This window comes from Tabrizicola oligotrophica, assembly GCF_011008935.1.
Classification (GTDB): domain Bacteria; phylum Pseudomonadota; class Alphaproteobacteria; order Rhodobacterales; family Rhodobacteraceae; genus Tabrizicola_A; species Tabrizicola_A oligotrophica.
Window position 1 is genome coordinate 54,467 of the sequence record NZ_JAAIVJ010000005.1, and the last position, 17,726, is coordinate 72,192.

The window sequence follows — 17,726 nt, forward strand, 5'->3', positions numbered from 1 at the left end:
GCATTGGCCGCGGCCGCGCGCCCGCCTTAGCTTCGGGGCTGGAAACGGGGCTTGCGCCCTGCGCAAACCGATTGCGCGCAACCTCAGGCAAGGGAGGCAACCGATGTTGCGCGCGATGTTCGTCTACCCTTGGGACCTTCAGGACGAAGGCACCGCCGAGGTCGCGGCACGTCTGGCCGACGCCGGGCTGAACGCGGTGGCGCTGGCCACCGCCTATCATGCCGGCAAGTTTCTGCGCCCGCACGCGCCGAACGGCCGCGTGATCTTCCCCGAGGATGGCACTGTCTATTTCCGCCCCGACCCTGCGCGCTATGGCCGGCTGCAACCCAAGGCCGCGGGGATGGTCGCGGAATACGATGCGCTGGCCGGTCTGGCGCGCAACGCCGCCAGCCTGCATGTGACGGCATGGACTGTCGGGCTGCACAATTCGCGCCTTGGGGCCGCGCATCCCGACCTCGCCTGCCAGACCCCGTTCGGCGATGTGCTTGTGAACGCGCTTTGCCCCTCGCAGCCCGAGGTGCGCCGCTACCTGATCGCGCTGTGCCTTGATACCGCCGCCCAGCCGGGCGTGCGCGAGGTGACGGTCGAGACGCCCGGTTTCCAGACCTACCGCCACGGCCATCATCACGAATTCGAACTGATCGACCTGCGTGCCGCGGCCGAGACGCTGCTTGGCACATGTTTCTGCCGCGCCTGCCTTGACCGGGCCCGGCAGGCGGGACTTGGCGGGGCGGCGCTGGCCGCCCAGGCCCGCCGCAGCCTTGACGCCTTTCTGGCTGACGAAACCGCCACCTTGCCCGACCTGCAGCGCGAGGCCGACTGGGCCGCCTTGCAGGCCTGTCGCGCCGAGACTGTCACCAGCCTGATCGCCGAGATCCGCGCCGCCTTGCCGCCCGATGTCGGCGTGTCGGTGATCCCCTCGGTCCAGACGCCCAACGCGCTGGCCTGGCGCGAGGGTAGCGATCTTGCGGCCCTTGCCCGCGCGGCCGGCCGGCTGGACGTGACCGCTTATCAACGCGGCCCCAAGCCCATCGCCGCCGATATTGCCGGGGTGCGCGCCATGGCCGGCCCCGACGCGCGGCTTGGCTTCATCCTGCGCCCGACCTGGCCGCATGTGGCCGGGGCGGAGGAGCTGGCAGCCTGCGTCGCCTCCGCCCGATCCGCCGGGGCGGACCGGATTTCCTTCTACAACTATGGCCATATGCGCCTCCGGTCGCTCGACTGGATTGCCGCGGCCCTTTGACAGCCCGATCGGAGAACAGTTTGCCCAGACATGACTGCACCGCTGCCCTTGTGACCGGCGCCGCCCATGGCATCGGCCGCGCCATCGCCCGGCATCTGGCGCGCGAGGGCGCCACCGTCGCCGTGATCGACCTTGATGCCGCCGGGGTCGCCGAAACGGCCCGCCTGATCGAAGCGGCGGGCGGCAAGGCCCTTGCCGCCCGCGCCGACATCACCGACATGCAGGCGCTGGCCGTGGCGATCGACGCATGCGAAGCGGCGCTTGGCCCGATCACGCTTCTGGTCAACAATGCCGCGTTCACCGATGCCGGAGATCTGGCGGGAATCGGCCTGGAGGCCTGGCACCGCGAAATCGACGTCAACCTCAATGGCACCTATCACTGCCTGCGCGCGCTGCTGCCGCGGATGCAGGCGCGCGGTGCCGGGGTGGTTGTCAATATCGCGTCGGTCAACGGGGTGCGCTACTTCGGCAATCCGGCCTACAGCGCTGCGAAGGCGGGGCTGATCAACCTCACGCAATCGGTGGCTTCCGAATACGGCCGCCACGGCATTCGCTGCAACGCCGTGCTGCCGGGGTCCGTGCGCACCGACAACATCACCTGGACGATCCGCCAGCAGAAAGACCCGCAGGTGTTCCAGAAACTTGCGCGCTGGTATCCGATGGGGCGCGTCGCCGAACCGGAGGACATCGCAAAGGCGGTGTCGTTCCTCGGCTCGGACGAGGCGGGTTACATCACTGGGGTCGCGCTGCCGGTGGATGGTGGGTTGCTGGCGGGGATGAACGTCATGATCGGCGAGTTTATTCTGGAATCGCAATAAGGACTGCACGGCATGCTGATAATTTCCGAAACCCTCGCCCAGACGCTGGTCAGCGTCGAAGACGCGATCGAGGCCGTTTCCGGCGTCTTTGTTGCGATGGCCCGCGGCGAGGCGCGCAACTATCCGGTGGTGCGCGAAGTGGTGGGCCATGCCGACGCCGTCTATGGCGTGAAGGCCGGCGGCGATGTTTCCGCCCCGTTTCTCGGTCTCAAGGCCGGGGGATACTGGCCGCACAATCTGGGCCGGGGGTTGTCCAACCACCAGTCCTCCACCCTGCTGTTCGATCCCGGGACCGGTCGTGCCGCGGCGCTTGTCAGCGCGAACCACCTGACCGGCATCCGCACCGGCGCGGCCTCGGCTCTGGCGACACGCTGTCTGGCGCGGGAAAACGCCGCGGTGCTGGGCATCATCGGCACCGGCGGGCAATCGCTGCATCAGTTGCGCGCCACGGCGGCGGTCAGGTGCATCAAGCGGGTTCATGCCTGGGACATGCAGCCCGCAAGCACCGCGCGGTTTGCGGATGCCGTTCGCGCCATGGGGTTGGACTGTGTGGCCGAAAGCACTCCCGAAGCGGTGGCACGGGCCGCCGAGATCATCGTGACGGTGACGCCGTCGCAAGCGCCGATCCTGATGCGTGACTGGGTGCGCCCAGGCACGCATATCAGCGCCATGGGGGCGGACACCAAGGGCAAGCAGGAGCTTGATCCGGCCCTTGTCGCCGCGGCGCGCATTTTCGTGGACGAGGCGGCGCAGGCCATCAGCATCGGCGAATGCCAGCACGCCCATGCCGCCGGGCTTATCCGCGAGGCGGAGCTCACGCCCCTTGGGCAGGTGCTGACCGGCGCGGCCGGCGGCCGGCGTTCGCCGGAGGATATCACGCTCTTCGACGGTACCGGCGTGGCGTTGCAGGATCTGGCAGTGGCCGATCTCGCGGTGCAACGCGCCCGTGCAACAGGGCGCGGCATCGTGGTCGACTACTGACCCCGACCGCGCCCGGCCACGGCGCATTCCTCCCAGGCGCCAAGGCGAAAGCCCCGCTTCCGAAAGGAGGCGGGGCTTTTCAATGCCGGATCTGGCGCGGATCGGCGCGCGAAAGGTTCAGTCTTGCGGCGGGGTCCAGTTCACCGGGCTGTCGATCGGAAACATCGGGCGCGGCATCGAGCGGAAATCGAACCGCGTCAGCACTGGCGAGGTCAGGCCCGGGACATCCACTTCGATCACCTGCGAGGGCGCGAAGAATTCGTCGAAACCAGCGCGGAAATGCCCGCGCGACTTGACGACCACCGCCCGCGCCGCGCCGATGTCCAGCCCCATCATCTCAAGGAAGATCGGGTCCGCGCATTGGGTGCGGATCGAAATGACCACCACCTGAATGCCGCCGAGGTCCAGCAGAACCGATTGACCAAGGTTCATCCGGCGGCCGGCATAAAAGCCGCGCCGGCCGACGCAATCGCCATCGCGGATCGCCAGCACCCGCGCATCGGCTTCGAACCGGCGCGAGAATTCGTCAGGCTCCACCCGGTTGAACACCGCCCGGAACCGCGCGCCCAGGCCCAGCGTCGCCGCCTCGCGCGCAAGGGCCGGATCGGTGATGACCCCTGCGATGACCCCCTTGGCCCCCGCCTTGTGCAGCGCCTCGAGTATCCACATCGTGTTGCCATTGCCGCCGCCGCCCGGGTTGTCGGACACATCCGCCAGTATGACCGCGGGCCGCGCGGGATCGGCGCCCGCCTCCAGCACCCGCCGCACTGTTTCGTCCAGCGAGGTCAGCCGCGGCACGAAGCGCTCGTGCTGGCTCCAGGCATAGCGGGCGATGGCATTGGCCGCCCGCCGCGCGCTGCCGTCGCACTGGCGCGAGGTGACGATGATTGCCAGCCCGTTCTTCGGCGTGTCGCTGTAGGCGAAGCCGCCAAGGATCGAGACATTGACGATCCTGTCATCCAGAAGCGACTGGCCGAAGTTCATGATGTCGGCATAGGGCCCCGCCTCAGTCAGCAGCGTGACCGTGGGTGGCACCAGAGGCAGGCGCAGGAAGACCACGTCGGGTTTCATGCCGGCAAACAGCTCGTGCAGGATCGCCGCCGCGTCGCGCCCGCGCTCCAGCATGTCGACATGCGGGTTGGTCTGATAGGCCACGATGGCGTCGGCGCTTTGCACCATCCGGTCGGAGACATTGCCATGCAGGTCCAGCGTCGCCACCACCGGGACATCCGGCCCGACGATCTGGCGCACCAGCGCAAAGATTTCGCCGTCCGGGTCGGTGTTCGCCGTGGTGATCATCGCCCCGTGGTTCGAGATATAGACGGCATCCAGCGGCAGGGCGGCGGTCAGGCGGCTGCGGATTTCCTCCATCGACGCCTCAAAGAATGCATGGTCCATTGGCCCGCCCGCCTCGACCAGCCCGACAAGGATCGGCACCGGCGTCCAGTCGCCGCGGCTGTCCATCTCGGCCCGGAAACCGCGAATTTCCGTCGGCAGTTTCGGGTCCGGGCTGTAGAGGTCTTCGAGAATCTCGTCCCCGGCAAGATACACCCGTTTGAGGTAATCCTCCTCGCCGATCACGGGGGCAAAGCGGTTGCTCTCCAGCATCAGTCCGAGGATCGCTACACGGCGGGGGGCGTTCTCTGGCATTCAATCATTCCCGGTCCAACTGGTTTCGCAGCAACAATAGTCCGCGTCCCCTCCGGCCGGCCAATGCAAGCTCGGTCTAGACCGATGCGCCGCGGGCATGAAGGGGGGCGCACATGCGTTTGCGGCATGGCATGATCGGCTTTCGGCATTCGCCACCGCCGCGCCGCAGGGTATTACTCGGGTCAGGAGGCGGTTCCCGCCTGGAGAGGAGCAAGTCCAATGGCGGATAAGGTGCGGCCCTACTGGCAGAACTACATTGGCGGGGCTTGGGCCGACGGCAGCGACGGCACCCGGATCACCGTCACCGACCCTGCTACGGGCGAACCAATCGCCGAGGTGGCGCGCGGCACCGCTGCCGACATCGACCGGGCCGTCGCTGCCGCCCGGCGCTGCTTTGACAGCCGGGTGCTGCGCGACCTGCGTCCCCATCGCCGCGGCGACCTGATGGTCGAGGTCGCGCGCCATCTGGGTGATCTGGCCGACGAAATCGCGCTGGTGGAATGCCGCGATAACGGCAAGACTTTGGCCGCCGGTCGGGCCGAGGTGGCGCTGACGCAGCGGTATCTTCAGTATTACTCGGGCCTTGCCGACAAGCTGGAAGGCCGGCAGATTCCGCTCGGGGCCGACTATCTGGATTACACGCTGCACGAACCCTATGGCGTCTCGGCCCAGATCGTGCCGTGGAACGGGCCGCTGCCGGTCGGGGCGCGCTCGATCGCCTGCGCGATCATCACCGGCAACACGGTGGTGCTGAAATCGCCCGAGGATTCCCCGCTCAGCCTGTTCCTGCTGGCCGAGGCCTGCCACCGCGCGGGCGTGCCGGCAGGCGCGGTCAGCATCGTCTGCGGCTACGGAGCCGAAGCCGGGGCCGCGCTGGTTTCGCACCGCGACATCGACCACATCGTCTTTACCGGGTCGGTCGAAACCGGAAAGAGCGTGCTGCGTGCCGCCGCCGAACGAGTGATTCCGTGCGTGATGGAACTGGGCGGCAAGTCCGGCGCCATCGTCTATGCCGATGCCGATCTGGAGCGCACCGCCGCCTCGGCCACGCGCGGGATCTTCCACCATGCCGGCCAGATCTGCTCGGCCGGGGCGCGGCTGATCGTGCATCGCTCGATTCACGATGATCTGGTCGGCCGCATTACCGAATTGGCCGCCAAGCGCAGCGTCGGACCGGGGATCGAGGGTTGCGACATGGGTCCGCTCATCAACGCCCGCCAGCTTGACCGGGTGGAGACGCTGTGCCGAGTCGGCGTGGCGGAAGGCGCTGCGCTGGTCATGGGGGGGGCGCGGCTGCCGGGCCTGAAGGGGCATTTCATGGCGCCTACGGTCTTTGCCGACGTGCGCCCCGACATGCGCATCGCGCAGGACGAGTTCTTTGGCCCGGTGCTGGTCGTGCTGCCCTTTGACACGCCGGAGGAAGCCATCGCCATCGCCAACGGCACCGATTACGGGCTGGCGGCCGGCGTCTACACGCGCGACCTGCGATTGGCGCACTGGACGGCGGACCGTCTGGTGGCGGGGCAGGTCTATGTCAATGAATGGTGGGCCGGCGGGGTGGAAACCCCGTTCGGCGGCATGAAACGGTCAGGCTATGGCCGCGAGAAAGGGCAGGAGGCGTTGCTGGGCTATGTCCAGACCAAGAACGTCGCCATCCGCTATTGAGACGCCACCACCGGACGACAGGAGAATGGCATGTATGACCTGCTACTGAAGGGCGGCCGGGTGATCGACCCGGATCAGGGCCTTGATGCAACGATGGATGTGGCCTTTGCCGGGGGCAAGGTTGCGGCGCTTGGCGCCGATCTGGGACAGGCAGCGCGCGAGCTGCGCCATGTCGCCGGGCGCATCGTGACACCTGGCCTGATCGACATGCACAGCCATGTCTACTGGGGCGGCACCTCGCTGGGGGTTGATGCCGAAACCATCGCCAAACGCAGTGGCACCACCACCTTTGTCGATGCCGGTAGCGCCGGGGCTGGCAATTTCGCCGGTCTGCGCAAGTTCATCGTCGAGCCGGCCGCGCCGCGGATCCTCGCCTATCTGAACATCTCGTTCCCCGGCATCTTCGCCTTTTCGAAGAACGTCATGATGGGCGAATGCGAGGATCTGCGGCTCTTGGACAGCCGCGAATGTCTGGCCTTGGCGGAACAGCATCTTGACCTGATCGTCGGGATCAAGGCCCGGGTCGGCGCACGGGCAGGAGGAAGCTCCGGCCTTGCGCCGCTCCTGCTGGCCATCGAGGTGGCCGAAGAGCTGGACCTGCCGGTCATGGCCCATATCGACTTTCCGCCGCCCGGCCGGAAAGAGGTGCTGGACGCGCTGCGCCCCGGCGATGTGCTGACCCATTGCTTCCGCCCTTTCCCCAACGCCCCCGTCACCCGTGGCAACCGCATCCGCGAGGACATCCTTGAGGCGCACCGCCGCGGCATCATCTTTGACATTGGCCACGGCTTTGGCGGATTTGCCTTCAAGTCCGCCCGCCCGATGCTGGCCGAGGGCATTCTGCCCGATGTGATCTCGTCCGATGTGCATGTGCTGTGCTGCGACGGCCCGGCACATGACGTGCTGGCGGTGATGTCGAAATTCATGGCGCTGGGCATGTCGTTGACCGAAGTGATCCGCGCCACCACCCAGAACCCCGCGCGCGCCCTGCGCCGGCCCGAGCTTGGTAGCCTGAAGCCCGGCACCCCCGGCGATGCGACCGTGCTGGAACTGGCCGAGGGTCGGTTCGAACATGTGGATGTGTCGGGCGAGGTGATCGTGGCCGAAACCGGCCTTGTCAGCCGCGGCATGGTGCTGCGCGGCAAATGGTGGTCCGAGGGCGGCGAGGGTTGATTCCCCCGCCGCCGGGGCGGTCACAGGCAGGTATAGCCGCCGTCGATCACCAGCCCTGCTCCAGTCATGTAGCGGGCGGCGTCACTGGCCAGATAGACCGCCAACGGCCCCAGATCGCCGGGGTCGCCCAGCTTGCCCAAGGGAATGGTCTGGACATAGGCCTCGATGATCGCGGGGTTCTTTTCGGCCCAGATCCGGTTCGGTTCGGTGGCAAAGATGCCGGGGCAGAGCGCATTCACGGTGATGCCGTGTTTCGCCCAGTCGACGGCCAGAGACCGGGTCAGCATCAGCACGCCCGCCTTGGCGGCTTCGTAATGCCGCCCCTGGATGTTGCGCCCGGCCACCAGCGCGTTGATCGAGGCGAGATTGATGATCCGGCCGCCCGTTGCGCGCTGGATCATCGCGCCGCCCATGTGCTTGCAGCACAGGAAGGTCGAGGTCAGGTTCAGATCCAGAAGCTGATGCCACTGATCCAGCGGCATCTCCTCGAGCCCGAGGTTCACCCGTCGGCCGCCGATGTTGTTGACCAGAATGTCGAAACATCCGGTCTCCTCCAGCGCGCGCGTGCAGGCGGCCTCGCAGGTGGCCGGGTCGGCCATGTCGGCCACAAGGGTCGTCACCCGGCGACCCAGCGTCCGGATGTCGGCGGCGGTCTGTTCCAGGCTTTCGGCGCTGCGCGCCGCCATGGTTATGTCGGCCCCGGCTTCGGCCAGCGCCAGGGCGATCTCGCGCCCCAGCCCCCGGCTGCCTCCGGTTATGAATGCGGTCTTTCCTTCAAGGCGAAGGCGATCGAATACGCCCATGTCTGACTCTCCTGCTAGTGGGGTTGGGGCGACTTACCAGCCGTTGACGCGCGGCCAGAAATCGCCCACGCGCCGCGGATCGGCGGGATCAAGCACGCGGTAGCCGTCATACATCGCTGCCGTCATGCAGACGTGGTTGGGCAGCACCCGCACCCGAGCCCCCACCGGCAACTGATCGAAGGGGAACGCACCGTCGCTGACCAGCATCCCGTGTTCCTGATAGACATGGCCGACCCGCACCCGCCCGATGCGCCGCGCGCCGCTTTCATCCATGACCATGCCAAATCCGATGTCTTCGGCCAGGCCGGGCGCGCCGGTGCTGCGGTCTTTCGACAGGGCAAGCCCACCGGCGTCGATCAGGGCCGCGTCAAGGTCGGGGCGGTGGCCGATCACGGTGGCCAGCACCGAGACCGCGATGTCCTCAAGCCCATGCGAGCCGATCTCGTGCTGGAACACATCGCCGAACATGTAGACGCCACAGCGCATTTCGGTCAGGTCCGCATGTGAAAGGCCATGTGTCGCCGTCGGGGTGGAGCCGACGCTGACCACCTCGCAGGGCAGGCCGGCCGCGCGCAACTGCGCGGCGGCGGTGACGGCGGCACGGCGCTCCTGCTCCGCCACCTCGCGCAGGGCTTCGAGGCTGCGGCAGAGATAGGAATTGCCGGCATGGGTCAGAACGCCCGCCAGCCTTGTGCCGGGCAGATCGTGCAGCGCCCGACCCAGATCGACGACGGAAGCGCTGCCCGCCGTCAGGCCGCCGCGGCGCTCGCCCGAGTCAAGCTCGATCATCAGATCGACTACGACGCCCTCGGCAACGGCGCGGCGGCTAATGGCCTCGGCCATGGTCAGGCTGTCGGTAATGCCGCCGATCCGCACGCCGCGCCGCATCAGCCGGGCGACGCGGGGCAGCTTTTCCGGCACCAGACTGACGGCATAGGTGATGTCGTCAATGCCGTGGTCGGCGAAATACTCCGCCTCCTTCAGAGTAGAGACCGTGATCCCGCCAAAGTTCCCGGCCAGCGCAATGCGGGCCACGTCAATGGATTTCGCCGACTTCATGTGCGGCCGAAGCCGAAGCCCGCTGGCGGCAAACCTTGCGGTCATCCGGGCTGCGTTCTGCTCCAGCTTTTCCCGATCGAGGATCAGGCTCGGGGTTTCAAGGCTGGCAAGAGTGGTCATCGCGGGCTCCGGCGAGGAATGACCCCGCGAGAGCTGCGGGCTGTTCCCCGGATGCTAGCCCGCCCATCGCCGCGCTGGCCAATGCAAGCTGCGGCAGACGTCATGCCCCTGATGCATCAGCCCCAGTCGGTATCCTCTTCGCCCAGCAACAGGGACCAGAGTTCCTCGGCGGTGTCGGGCAGCGGGTCGCGCGACCGGATCATCCGCACGGCGACCGGAATGTCCCAGCGTTCGTCACCGGCCCGCACCAGTGTACCATCGGCAAATTCCCGCGTCAGGTGGCTTTCCGGCAGCCAGGCCGTGCCGCGGCCTTCCGAACTCATGGCCTTCAGCACCGCCGCCATATGCGAGACGAAGACCCGGTTCAGATGCAGCGGTTCCTCGCATCCGGCGATCATGTGCTCCACGACCCGGCCGATGGCCGAGGCCTCGGTATAGGCGAGATAATGCACCGGGTCGTCCTCGGTGCCGGGCAGGCGATCCACAGGCTGCCCCTCGGTGTCAGGCAATGTCACCGGCACCAGCTTGTCCAGCATCACGATCTTCGAGGTGAAATGCTCTGGCGGCAGGTGCATCGAGATCACGGGATGGGTGTAGGTGATCAGGAAGTGGCACTCGCCCCGTTGCAGCAGATGGACGCAGTCATTGAACTGGCTGGTGTCGAGCCGGGTGTTGAACGTATGGCTGCGCAGCTCCAATGTGCGCAGCCAGCCGGGAAAGAAGTTCAGCGACAGGCTGTGCGTCGCCGCAAAGCGGATGGTCTGCGAGGACACGTCCCCGATGCGGCGGGCCTCCTCGCGCCCCTGATACAGCCGGCGCAGCACATCCTCGGCAACCGGCCGGAACCTCTCACCCGACAGGGTCAAGGTGATGGGCTGGGTCGTCCGGTTGAACAGCTGCGCGCCCACCCATTCCTCAAGGCTCTTGATCCGCCGGCTGAAGGCGGGTTGCGTCGTGTAACGCACCTGAGCGGACCGCGAGAAGTTTCGCGTGTCGACAAGGCTCAGGAAATCTTCAAGCCAGCGGCTTTCCATCCCGATAACTCCATGGTTTCGCGCGCGTCTCCCGACGGCAGTAGATCAAGGTGGCGGCCGGTTGTCTATCGTGCTGCGACCTTGCGGTCGGCGCGGAAGGCGATGCAGTCGATCTCGATCTTGCAGTCCACCATCATGCGCGCCTGCACGGCCGCGCGGGCGGGCGGGTTGTCGCCGAAATACTCGACGTAGACGCCGTTGAAGCTCCAGAAGTCGCGCGGATCATCCAGCCAGACTCCAATTCTCACGACATCGTCGACGCCATAGCCGGCCTCGTGCAGGATGGCGATCATGTTTTCGATGGCCCGCCGGGACTGGACGACGATGCCGCCGCCGACAAGCTCGCCGTTCTCCATCGCCACCTGACCCGACACATAAAGCCAGCCATCGGCTTCGACGGCGCGGGCGAAGGGCAGGGGTTGCTTTCCGGCGCCGGCGGCGCCCGAGCCGTATCGTGTGATGGTCATTTTCGTGCCTTTCCCAGTTGTCCGGGGTCCGATCCCGGCGCAAGTCCTGTCAGGTGACGCGCCCGCGCGCGTCGACGGCCACCTGCTCAAGGCCGCCGTCCTCGGTCGCAAGCCAGATCCGGTCGAACAGGTTCGACACGACGCAGACATGGTTCGGAACGATCCGGAGGCGCTGACCGATCGCCAGCGGGCGGGCGGGATCGACCGCGAGGACGCCATGTTCCTCGCTCAGCGCGGTGATGCGGAGTTCCGGGTGTCCGAGAACATGGCCATGATCGGCCAGACCGAGCAGGTCCGAACTCAGCACCTTGGATCCGGCGTCGATCACGGCGCGGTCCGGGGCAGGGGTACTGACCACAGTGGCAAGAACCTGCCCTGCGCAGTCATCCCAAGTGCAGACACCCCGCTGCACCAGCGAGCGGTCGTTGTAGATGTAGGTCCCGGCGCGGTATTCCGTCAGGACGCGGCCCGTGTTCGACGTCCACATGTCCGGCGATCCGCCCGAGGTGACCTCCGGGCAGTCCAGCCCCGCCCGCACCAGCGCTTCGCGTGCCGCCGTCAGGAAGGCGGTTGCCGTGCCGGCCAGACCCGCCGCCGGATAGGTCATCAACCCGCCAAACCGCAGCCCCGGTGCCGTCGAGATGCGCAGGGCCAGCGCGAGCGCCTCGGCCGGGGTCTGGACGCCACAGCGCTTGCCGCCGGTGTCGCATTCCACCAGAACGCGCAGTGGGCGCGCCGCCAAGGCAAAAGCCTGCGAAAGCCCGGCCACGACGGCCTCGCTGTCGGCCGTCACGGCAAGGGCGGACACGCGCCCTGCCAAGGCGCGCAACCGCGCCAGCTTGAGCGGTCCGACGATGTTGTAGGTAATCAGGATATCGTCCAGACCGCCGTCGGCCATGACTTCGGCCTCGCCGATCTTCTGGCAGGTGATGCCGTTGGCGCCGGCGCGGATCTGGGCCTTGGCGAAGCGGATCAGCTTGTGGGTCTTGATATGCGGGCGCAGTTTCAGGCCGACCTTGTCGCAATGATCCTGAAAGGCGCGGATGTTGCGCAGGGCGATGGCCTCGTCCACGACGAAGGCCGGCGTTTCGATACTGTCGAGGGGGGCGGACATGGCGCGTCTCATTCGGTTGGTAGCGGGCCGGGGGCGGGGGGCGTGCCGATCTGGCCGGGCGGCGGTTCGGGATCGGCCAAGGTCAGGGCGGCAATGACCGCTTCTTTCACCCGCCGGGTGCTGGCGGCGCCGCCGAGATCGGGGGTGTGCAGCGTCGGATCGGCCGTCACACGCTCGATCGCCCGCATCAGCCGCGCGGCGGCGGCGGGCTCTCCCAGATGCTCCAGCATCATCGCGGCTGTCCAGAAGGTGGCGACCGGATTGGCGATGCCCTTGCCAGCAATGTCATGGGCCGAGCCGTGAATCGGCTCGAACATCGAGGGCGTGCTGCCGTCGGGGTTGAGGTTGGCGGTGGGGGCGATGCCGATGGAGCCCGCCAGCGCTGCGGCAAGATCCGACAGGATGTCAGCGTGCAGGTTCGTCGCCACGATGGTATCGAGCGATTGCGGATGCAGGGTCATGCGCACTGTCATGGCATCGACCAGCATCTTGTCCCAGCTCACGTCGGGAAAGCCCTGTGCCACCTCGGCGGCGATCTCGTCCCACAACAGCAGGCCATGGCGTTGCGCGTTCGACTTCGTGACCACGGTCAGCCGCTTGCGCGGGCGGGAGCGGGCCAGTTCGAAGGCGAAGCGCATGATCCGGGTGACGCCGGCGCGGGTGAAGATAGCCACTTCGGTCGCCACTTCCTGCGGTTTGCCGCGATGGCTGCGCCCGCCATGCCCAGCATATTCACCCTCGGAGTTCTCGCGCACGATCACCCAATCCAGATCGCCCGGCCCGACGCGCGCCAGCGGGCTGCGGATGCCCGGCAGGATCCGCGTCGGGCGAACATTGGCATACTGGTCAAGCGGCTGGCAGATCGCCAGTCGCAACCCCCAGAGCGTCAGGTGATCGGGCAGATCGGGCGCCCCCACCGCGCCGAACAGAATGGCATCGAAGGCCAGCAACTGCGCAGCGCCATCGGCGGGCATCAGGCTACCGATCCGCCTGTAGCGCTCCGACCCCCAGTCGAACCGCGTGACCTCCAGCCGGAACCCGCCGCTGTTGCCGGTCAGCACCTCTAGCACCGCAAGACCGGCCCCAATCACCTCGACGCCGATGCCGTCGCCCGGAATGGCGGCGATGCGGTAGGTTTTCGTCATGTCATTCCCTCCGGGCGGGTGCGGTCAGGCCTTGAGCCATTCCTTGAACAACTCGCCATATTCCGGGTGCCAGCGCGACAGGGGCGGACGATTTTCGGCAATGTCGCCCGCCGACCAGAGGATGCGCTTTTCGTCGGTCCTGCGGTCGACCTCGTTGTCGGGACACAGGATGTAGAAATCGCCGCGCCCGACCGAGGCGAACAGGAAATCCACCACCTGATCGGCCGTCCATGCTTCGGCGGGCTTTTCGTTGCGCCCGGCGGCGGTCAGCGGTGTGTAGACAAAACCCGGGATGAACAGCCGCGCCTCGACGTCGCAATCCGGCATATTGCGCAGCGCATGTTGCAGAGCCTCGGTAAAGACCTTCACGCCCGCCTTGGACAGATTGTAGGCCGGATCGCCCGGCGGCGTGGTGATGCCCTGCTTGGAGCCGGTGTTGACGATCAGCCCCGGCTGCCCGCTGGCGATCATCCGCGGCGCAAAGATCTGCGAGCCGCGGATGATGCCCAGCATATTCACATTGAGGATGCGCTCCCAGTTGCCCTCGGCATCGAAGATCGAGCTGCCCGGCTGCATGCCGGCATTGTTCATCACGAGGTTGACCGCCCCCCAATCCGCCCCGACCCGGTCGGCCAGCGCCACGATCTGCGCCCGGTCTCCGATGTCGGTCGGCACCGTCATCACCGCGTCGCGCGCAGCACCCTGCGCCACGAGCGCCGCCTTGGCGGCCTCCAGCCGCTCGGCCCCGAGATCGGCCAGACAGACACGCATTCCCTGCCGTGCCAGATGCCGGGCGGCGGCCAGACCGATGCCGGAGGCCCCGCCGGTGATGACGGCCACGCCGCCTTTTGCAAGTGCCGGATGCAAGGCAAGTCTCCTTCGCTGTCGTCGTGCCTCAGGCGGTCGCGCCCGGGAATATCTCGAAACCGGTGTCGATGGTGGTCTTGGTCGCCGGGCGCTCCGGCACCCCGAGAATGGCCTCGATCGCCTTCTGCCCGATCAGGAAGCGGTTCGAGCGGATGGTCGAGAGGGGTTGCGGCAGTTCCCGCCCCATCTCCAGCCCGTTGAAGCCGAAGATCGCCAGCTGTCCGGGCACCGATAGGCCGGCCTCCAGACAGTGAAACACGCCGCCAACCGCCATGTCATCGTTGGAAAACACCGCCACGTCGACATCGGCCATGGCCCGCAACTGGGCGGTCTGCTGTTTGCCCGCGCCGACCGAACTGGAGCCGTCGGCGATGGCATGGGCCACGATCGACAGCCCCGCCTCGGACAGCGCCTCGGACAGGCCGTCATAGCGGTGCCGGGCACGGCGGTCCGAAGTCCAGTCGTGGCCAACATAGCCGAAGCGGCGATATCCGCGCTCGACCAGATGGCGGCCCGCGGCATACCCCGCCTTGCGGTGCGACATGCCCACCGCCACGTCGATGGGGGCGCTGTCGATCTCCATCATCTCGACCACTCGGACGCCGCTTTGGTCCAGCATCCGCCGTGTGGTGAGCGTATGGTCAAAGCCGGTGATGAGGATGGCCTTGGGTTGCCAGGCCAAAATGCCGCGGACCAGGGTTTCCTCGCGGTCCATGTCATAGTCGCTGACGCTGATGACCGCCTGATACCGGCTGTCGCGCAGGGCGGCATTGATGCCTTGCAGCACCTCCGGGAAAACGATGTTCGACAGCGATGGCACCACGACGCCCAGAAGATGCGAGTCCAGCGAGGCGAGGGAGCCGGCGATCCGGTTGGGCACATAGCCCAGAGCCCGCACGCTTTCCATGACCTTGGCACGCGTTGCCTCGGCCACCAGCCCTTCGTCGCGCATGATGCGCGACACGGTCGATTCGCTCACATCCGCACGCAGCGCCACATCGCGCAGAGTGACCTTTATCTTCCGGTCCGGCAGCCGCAGCTTGGTCTTGGTCACTCGACATCCCCTTTTCAAAGGCGCGACCGGATCGGCCGCGCCCACTGGCGCTGCGATCAGCGCTTCACATAGTTGCGCCAGTCATGCGCTTCCTTGAACCCCAGAACCTCGCGGATCTTGCGGTTCGACAGCGGCGCCTCGCGCGGGCCCATCGGACGGGTGACGGGCGTGTTCGGCGCGTATGTCTTCAGGAATTCCTCGGTCGGCAGATCGGCCGTGATCGTGTCATTAACCGCGTTGAACACCTGAAAGCCCAGCCCGTCCTTCTGGATGCACAGATGCACGATCTCGCCCAGATCGCGCGCGTCGATATAGCTCCAGGCATTGCGCTTGCGCGACATCGGATTGTCGAGATAGCCGGGGAAATTGGCGGCATATTCATGCGGCTCGATCACATTGCCGATGCGCAGGGCGTAGACGTCTGCGCCATAGCGCATCGCAAAGGCGCGGGCGGTCTTTTCGTTGACCACCTTGGACAGGCCATAGCTGTCCATCGGGTCGCTGTCGTAATCCTCCTCCAGCGGGAAGGAGTGATAATCCTTGTCCCCTTCGGCAAAGCAGACGCCGTAGGTGGTTTCGGAACTGGCGACGATCACCTTGCGCACGCCCAGCTTCATCGCGGCTTCGATCACGTTATAGGTGCCGACAGCGTTGGCGGCAAAGGTCGTGTTGTCGGGCTGGATCATCACCCGTGGCACGGCGGCGAAATGCACGATGGCATCGGGGGCCTTGGGCGGGGCGCCCTCGTCATAGCCGCCAAAGCCGAAATGCGTGGTCAGGGCATTGAACACCTGCCCGCTGTCGGTGATGTCGGTAATCAGCGTGTTGATGCCGGGATGGTCAAAGGGCTTCAGGTCAAGGTTCAGGATCGAATAGCCCTTGGCCAGCAGATAGGGCAGCATGTGCCGCCCGGCCTTGCCCGTTCCGCCAGTAAAGATGATGCGCTTGGTCATTGTCGTTCTCCGTCTGATATTCGTGGTCAGGGCGCCGTGGGGTCAGCCCGTCGCGGCCAGCATGACCTGTTCCTGTGTCGCATCATCGCGGCCGAGGATGCCGCTTATCCGGCCTTCCTTCAAGACGATCACACGGTCGCTGATCGCCAGAATCTCGGGCAGGTCCGAGGACACGACGATGATCGACATGCCCTCGGAGGTAAGCCGGTTGAGAAGCGCATGCACTTCGGCCTTGGCACCGATGTCGATGCCGCGGGTGGGCTCGTCGACGATCAGGATGCGCGGCCGCCGCGCCACCCATTTGGCGATGACCACCTTCTGCTGGTTGCCGCCCGAAAGGTTCAGCACCTTCTGTTCGGTCGACGGCGTCTTGATGCCAAGGCTGCGCACGAAGCCGTGGCAGGCTTCGGTTTCGCGCCGGCGGTTGACGACATCCAGCCGGCAGTACTCCGCAAGATGGGTCAGGCTGAAATTCTCGCGCACCGACATGCCCAGCACCAGACCCTGTTCCTTGCGGTCCTCGGTGACAAAGCCGATGCCGTGGCCGATCGCGTCCGAGGGGCTTTCAATCCGCACCTCTTTTCCGTCGATGGCAATCGTGCCGACGTGCGAGCGGCTGCCGAAGATCATCTCCATCACTTCGGTCCGCCCCGCCCCGACCAGACCGAAGAACCCGAGGATTTCGCCGCGATGCAGATCGAAGGACACGTCGCTGACGCGTGCGCCCTGTGCTGTCGGCCGCTTGAGGCCAAGCCCGCGGACCGACATCAGCACTTGGTGCGTCGCATGCGAGAGATGCGCGCCGAACAGCTGCGACAGTTCGCGGTCCACCATCTTACGCACCAGCAGTTCGCGCGTCATGTCGGCGGCCGGGCGGCTGTCTACCGTTTCGCCATCGCGCAGCACGGTGATCCGGTCCGCGATCTCGAAGATCTCGTCCATCCGGTGCGAGATGTAGACGATCCCGATGTTCTGCGCCGCCAGCTTGCGGACCATGCGGGTCAGCGTCGTCGCCTCGTGGTGGCTGAGCGAGGCGGTCGGCTCGTCCATGATGATGAGTTTCGAGCGATAGGAAATCGCGCGGGCGATCTCGACCATCTGCTTCTGACCGATGCTGAGGTTGCCGACCCGGGTGTCGGGGGCGATCGAGATATCCAGTTCGGCCAGCACCGCGCGGGCATCCGCGTTCATCTTGCGCCGGTCGATCAGACCTGTCCGCCCAAGCGGCTCGCGCGCCAGGTAGATGTTCTCGGCAACGGTCATGTTGTTGACCACCGCCAGCTCCTGATAAATGATGCTGATCCCCAAGGCGCGGGCATGGACGGGATCCTTGATGACGGTGTCCTGCCCGTCGATCCGGATCGCGCCACCGGGATCGGCCCGGTAGACCCCGGTCATGATCTTCATAAGCGTGCTTTTGCCCGCGCCGTTTTCGCCGGCGAGAACATGCACCTCGCCAAGGCGCAGGTGCAGATCGACCCGGTTGAGGGCCTTCACCCCCGGAAAGGTTTTCGAGATGCCGTGCATTTCGAGAAAGAGCGTCATTTCTGGCCTCGCGCTGCGCAAAGGAATGGGGGGCG

The 17,726-nt window shown here is 66.5% G+C and carries 16 protein-coding genes; 5 read left to right on the forward strand and 11 right to left on the reverse strand.

Annotated features, from left to right (window positions below; translation table 11 throughout):
- Positions 1 to 103: 103 nt before the first annotated feature.
- Genes G4Z14_RS10045 through G4Z14_RS10055 form a run of 3 tightly spaced genes read left to right on the forward strand, consistent with a single transcriptional unit; the run spans position 104 to position 3,042 of the window.
- The gene (locus G4Z14_RS10045) at positions 104 to 1,243 is read left to right on the forward strand and encodes a hypothetical protein (protein WP_164625288.1); all 1,140 of its coding nucleotides are present in this window, start codon (positions 104 to 106) and stop codon (positions 1,241 to 1,243) included.
- A 20-nt stretch (positions 1,244 to 1,263) separates the two neighbouring features.
- A complete protein-coding gene (locus G4Z14_RS10050; protein ID WP_164625290.1) occupies positions 1,264 to 2,061 on the forward strand; it encodes an SDR family NAD(P)-dependent oxidoreductase in 798 nt (265 codons plus the stop codon).
- Positions 2,062 to 2,073: 12 nt separating this feature from the next.
- A complete protein-coding gene (locus tag G4Z14_RS10055; RefSeq protein ID WP_164625292.1) occupies positions 2,074 to 3,042 on the forward strand; it encodes an ornithine cyclodeaminase family protein in 969 nt (322 codons plus the stop codon).
- 117 nt (positions 3,043 to 3,159) lie between these two features.
- Here the strand turns inward: G4Z14_RS10055 and G4Z14_RS10060 are convergent, their stop codons facing one another.
- Positions 3,160 to 4,692, reverse strand: a complete 1,533-nt coding sequence (locus G4Z14_RS10060) for a M81 family metallopeptidase (protein WP_164625294.1) — start codon at positions 4,690 to 4,692, stop codon at positions 3,160 to 3,162.
- Positions 4,693 to 4,911: 219 nt separating this feature from the next.
- Here G4Z14_RS10060 and G4Z14_RS10065 point away from each other — a divergent pair, with 219 nt between their 5' ends.
- Positions 4,912 to 6,357, forward strand: a complete 1,446-nt coding sequence (locus tag G4Z14_RS10065; protein WP_164625295.1) for an aldehyde dehydrogenase family protein — start codon at positions 4,912 to 4,914, stop codon at positions 6,355 to 6,357.
- Positions 6,358 to 6,387: 30 nt separating this feature from the next.
- Positions 6,388 to 7,530, forward strand: coding sequence for an amidohydrolase/deacetylase family metallohydrolase (locus G4Z14_RS10070; RefSeq protein WP_164625297.1), 1,143 nt, complete (start codon positions 6,388 to 6,390; stop codon positions 7,528 to 7,530).
- 20 nt (positions 7,531 to 7,550) lie between these two features.
- Here the strand turns inward: G4Z14_RS10070 and G4Z14_RS10075 are convergent, their stop codons facing one another.
- The 10 genes from G4Z14_RS10075 to G4Z14_RS10120 form a co-directional block, all read right to left on the reverse strand.
- Complete coding sequence (locus tag G4Z14_RS10075) at positions 7,551 to 8,333, reverse strand: SDR family NAD(P)-dependent oxidoreductase (protein ID WP_164625299.1); 783 nt, start codon at positions 8,331 to 8,333, stop codon at positions 7,551 to 7,553.
- A 33-nt stretch (positions 8,334 to 8,366) separates the two neighbouring features.
- Entirely contained in the window at positions 8,367 to 9,512 is a 1,146-nt protein-coding gene (locus G4Z14_RS10080; protein ID WP_164625301.1) for an alanine racemase, read from the reverse strand.
- 116 nt (positions 9,513 to 9,628) lie between these two features.
- Positions 9,629 to 10,546 (reverse strand): LysR substrate-binding domain-containing protein, encoded by a 918-nt coding sequence (locus G4Z14_RS10085; RefSeq protein WP_164625303.1) that lies wholly within the window; start codon positions 10,544 to 10,546, stop codon positions 9,629 to 9,631.
- Between the two features lie 65 nt (positions 10,547 to 10,611).
- A complete protein-coding gene (locus G4Z14_RS10090; protein WP_164625305.1) occupies positions 10,612 to 11,013 on the reverse strand; it encodes a RidA family protein in 402 nt (133 codons plus the stop codon).
- A 49-nt stretch (positions 11,014 to 11,062) separates the two neighbouring features.
- Positions 11,063 to 12,127 (reverse strand): D-TA family PLP-dependent enzyme, encoded by a 1,065-nt coding sequence (locus tag G4Z14_RS10095; RefSeq protein WP_164625307.1) that lies wholly within the window; start codon positions 12,125 to 12,127, stop codon positions 11,063 to 11,065.
- 8 nt (positions 12,128 to 12,135) lie between these two features.
- Positions 12,136 to 13,272, reverse strand: a complete 1,137-nt coding sequence (locus G4Z14_RS10100; RefSeq protein ID WP_164625309.1) for a tartrate dehydrogenase — start codon at positions 13,270 to 13,272, stop codon at positions 12,136 to 12,138.
- Between the two features lie 24 nt (positions 13,273 to 13,296).
- A complete protein-coding gene (locus tag G4Z14_RS10105) occupies positions 13,297 to 14,139 on the reverse strand; it encodes an SDR family NAD(P)-dependent oxidoreductase (protein WP_164625311.1) in 843 nt (280 codons plus the stop codon).
- A gap of 28 nt (positions 14,140 to 14,167) precedes the next feature.
- On the reverse strand, positions 14,168 to 15,193 hold the full coding sequence (locus G4Z14_RS10110; RefSeq protein ID WP_321573022.1) for a LacI family DNA-binding transcriptional regulator: 1,026 nt from the start codon (positions 15,191 to 15,193) through the stop codon (positions 14,168 to 14,170).
- A gap of 56 nt (positions 15,194 to 15,249) precedes the next feature.
- Positions 15,250 to 16,146 (reverse strand): NAD-dependent epimerase/dehydratase family protein, encoded by an 897-nt coding sequence (locus G4Z14_RS10115; RefSeq protein WP_164625313.1) that lies wholly within the window; start codon positions 16,144 to 16,146, stop codon positions 15,250 to 15,252.
- Positions 16,147 to 16,188: 42 nt separating this feature from the next.
- Positions 16,189 to 17,691, reverse strand: a complete 1,503-nt coding sequence (locus G4Z14_RS10120; protein ID WP_164625315.1) for a sugar ABC transporter ATP-binding protein — start codon at positions 17,689 to 17,691, stop codon at positions 16,189 to 16,191.
- Positions 17,692 to 17,726 lie beyond the last annotated feature (35 nt).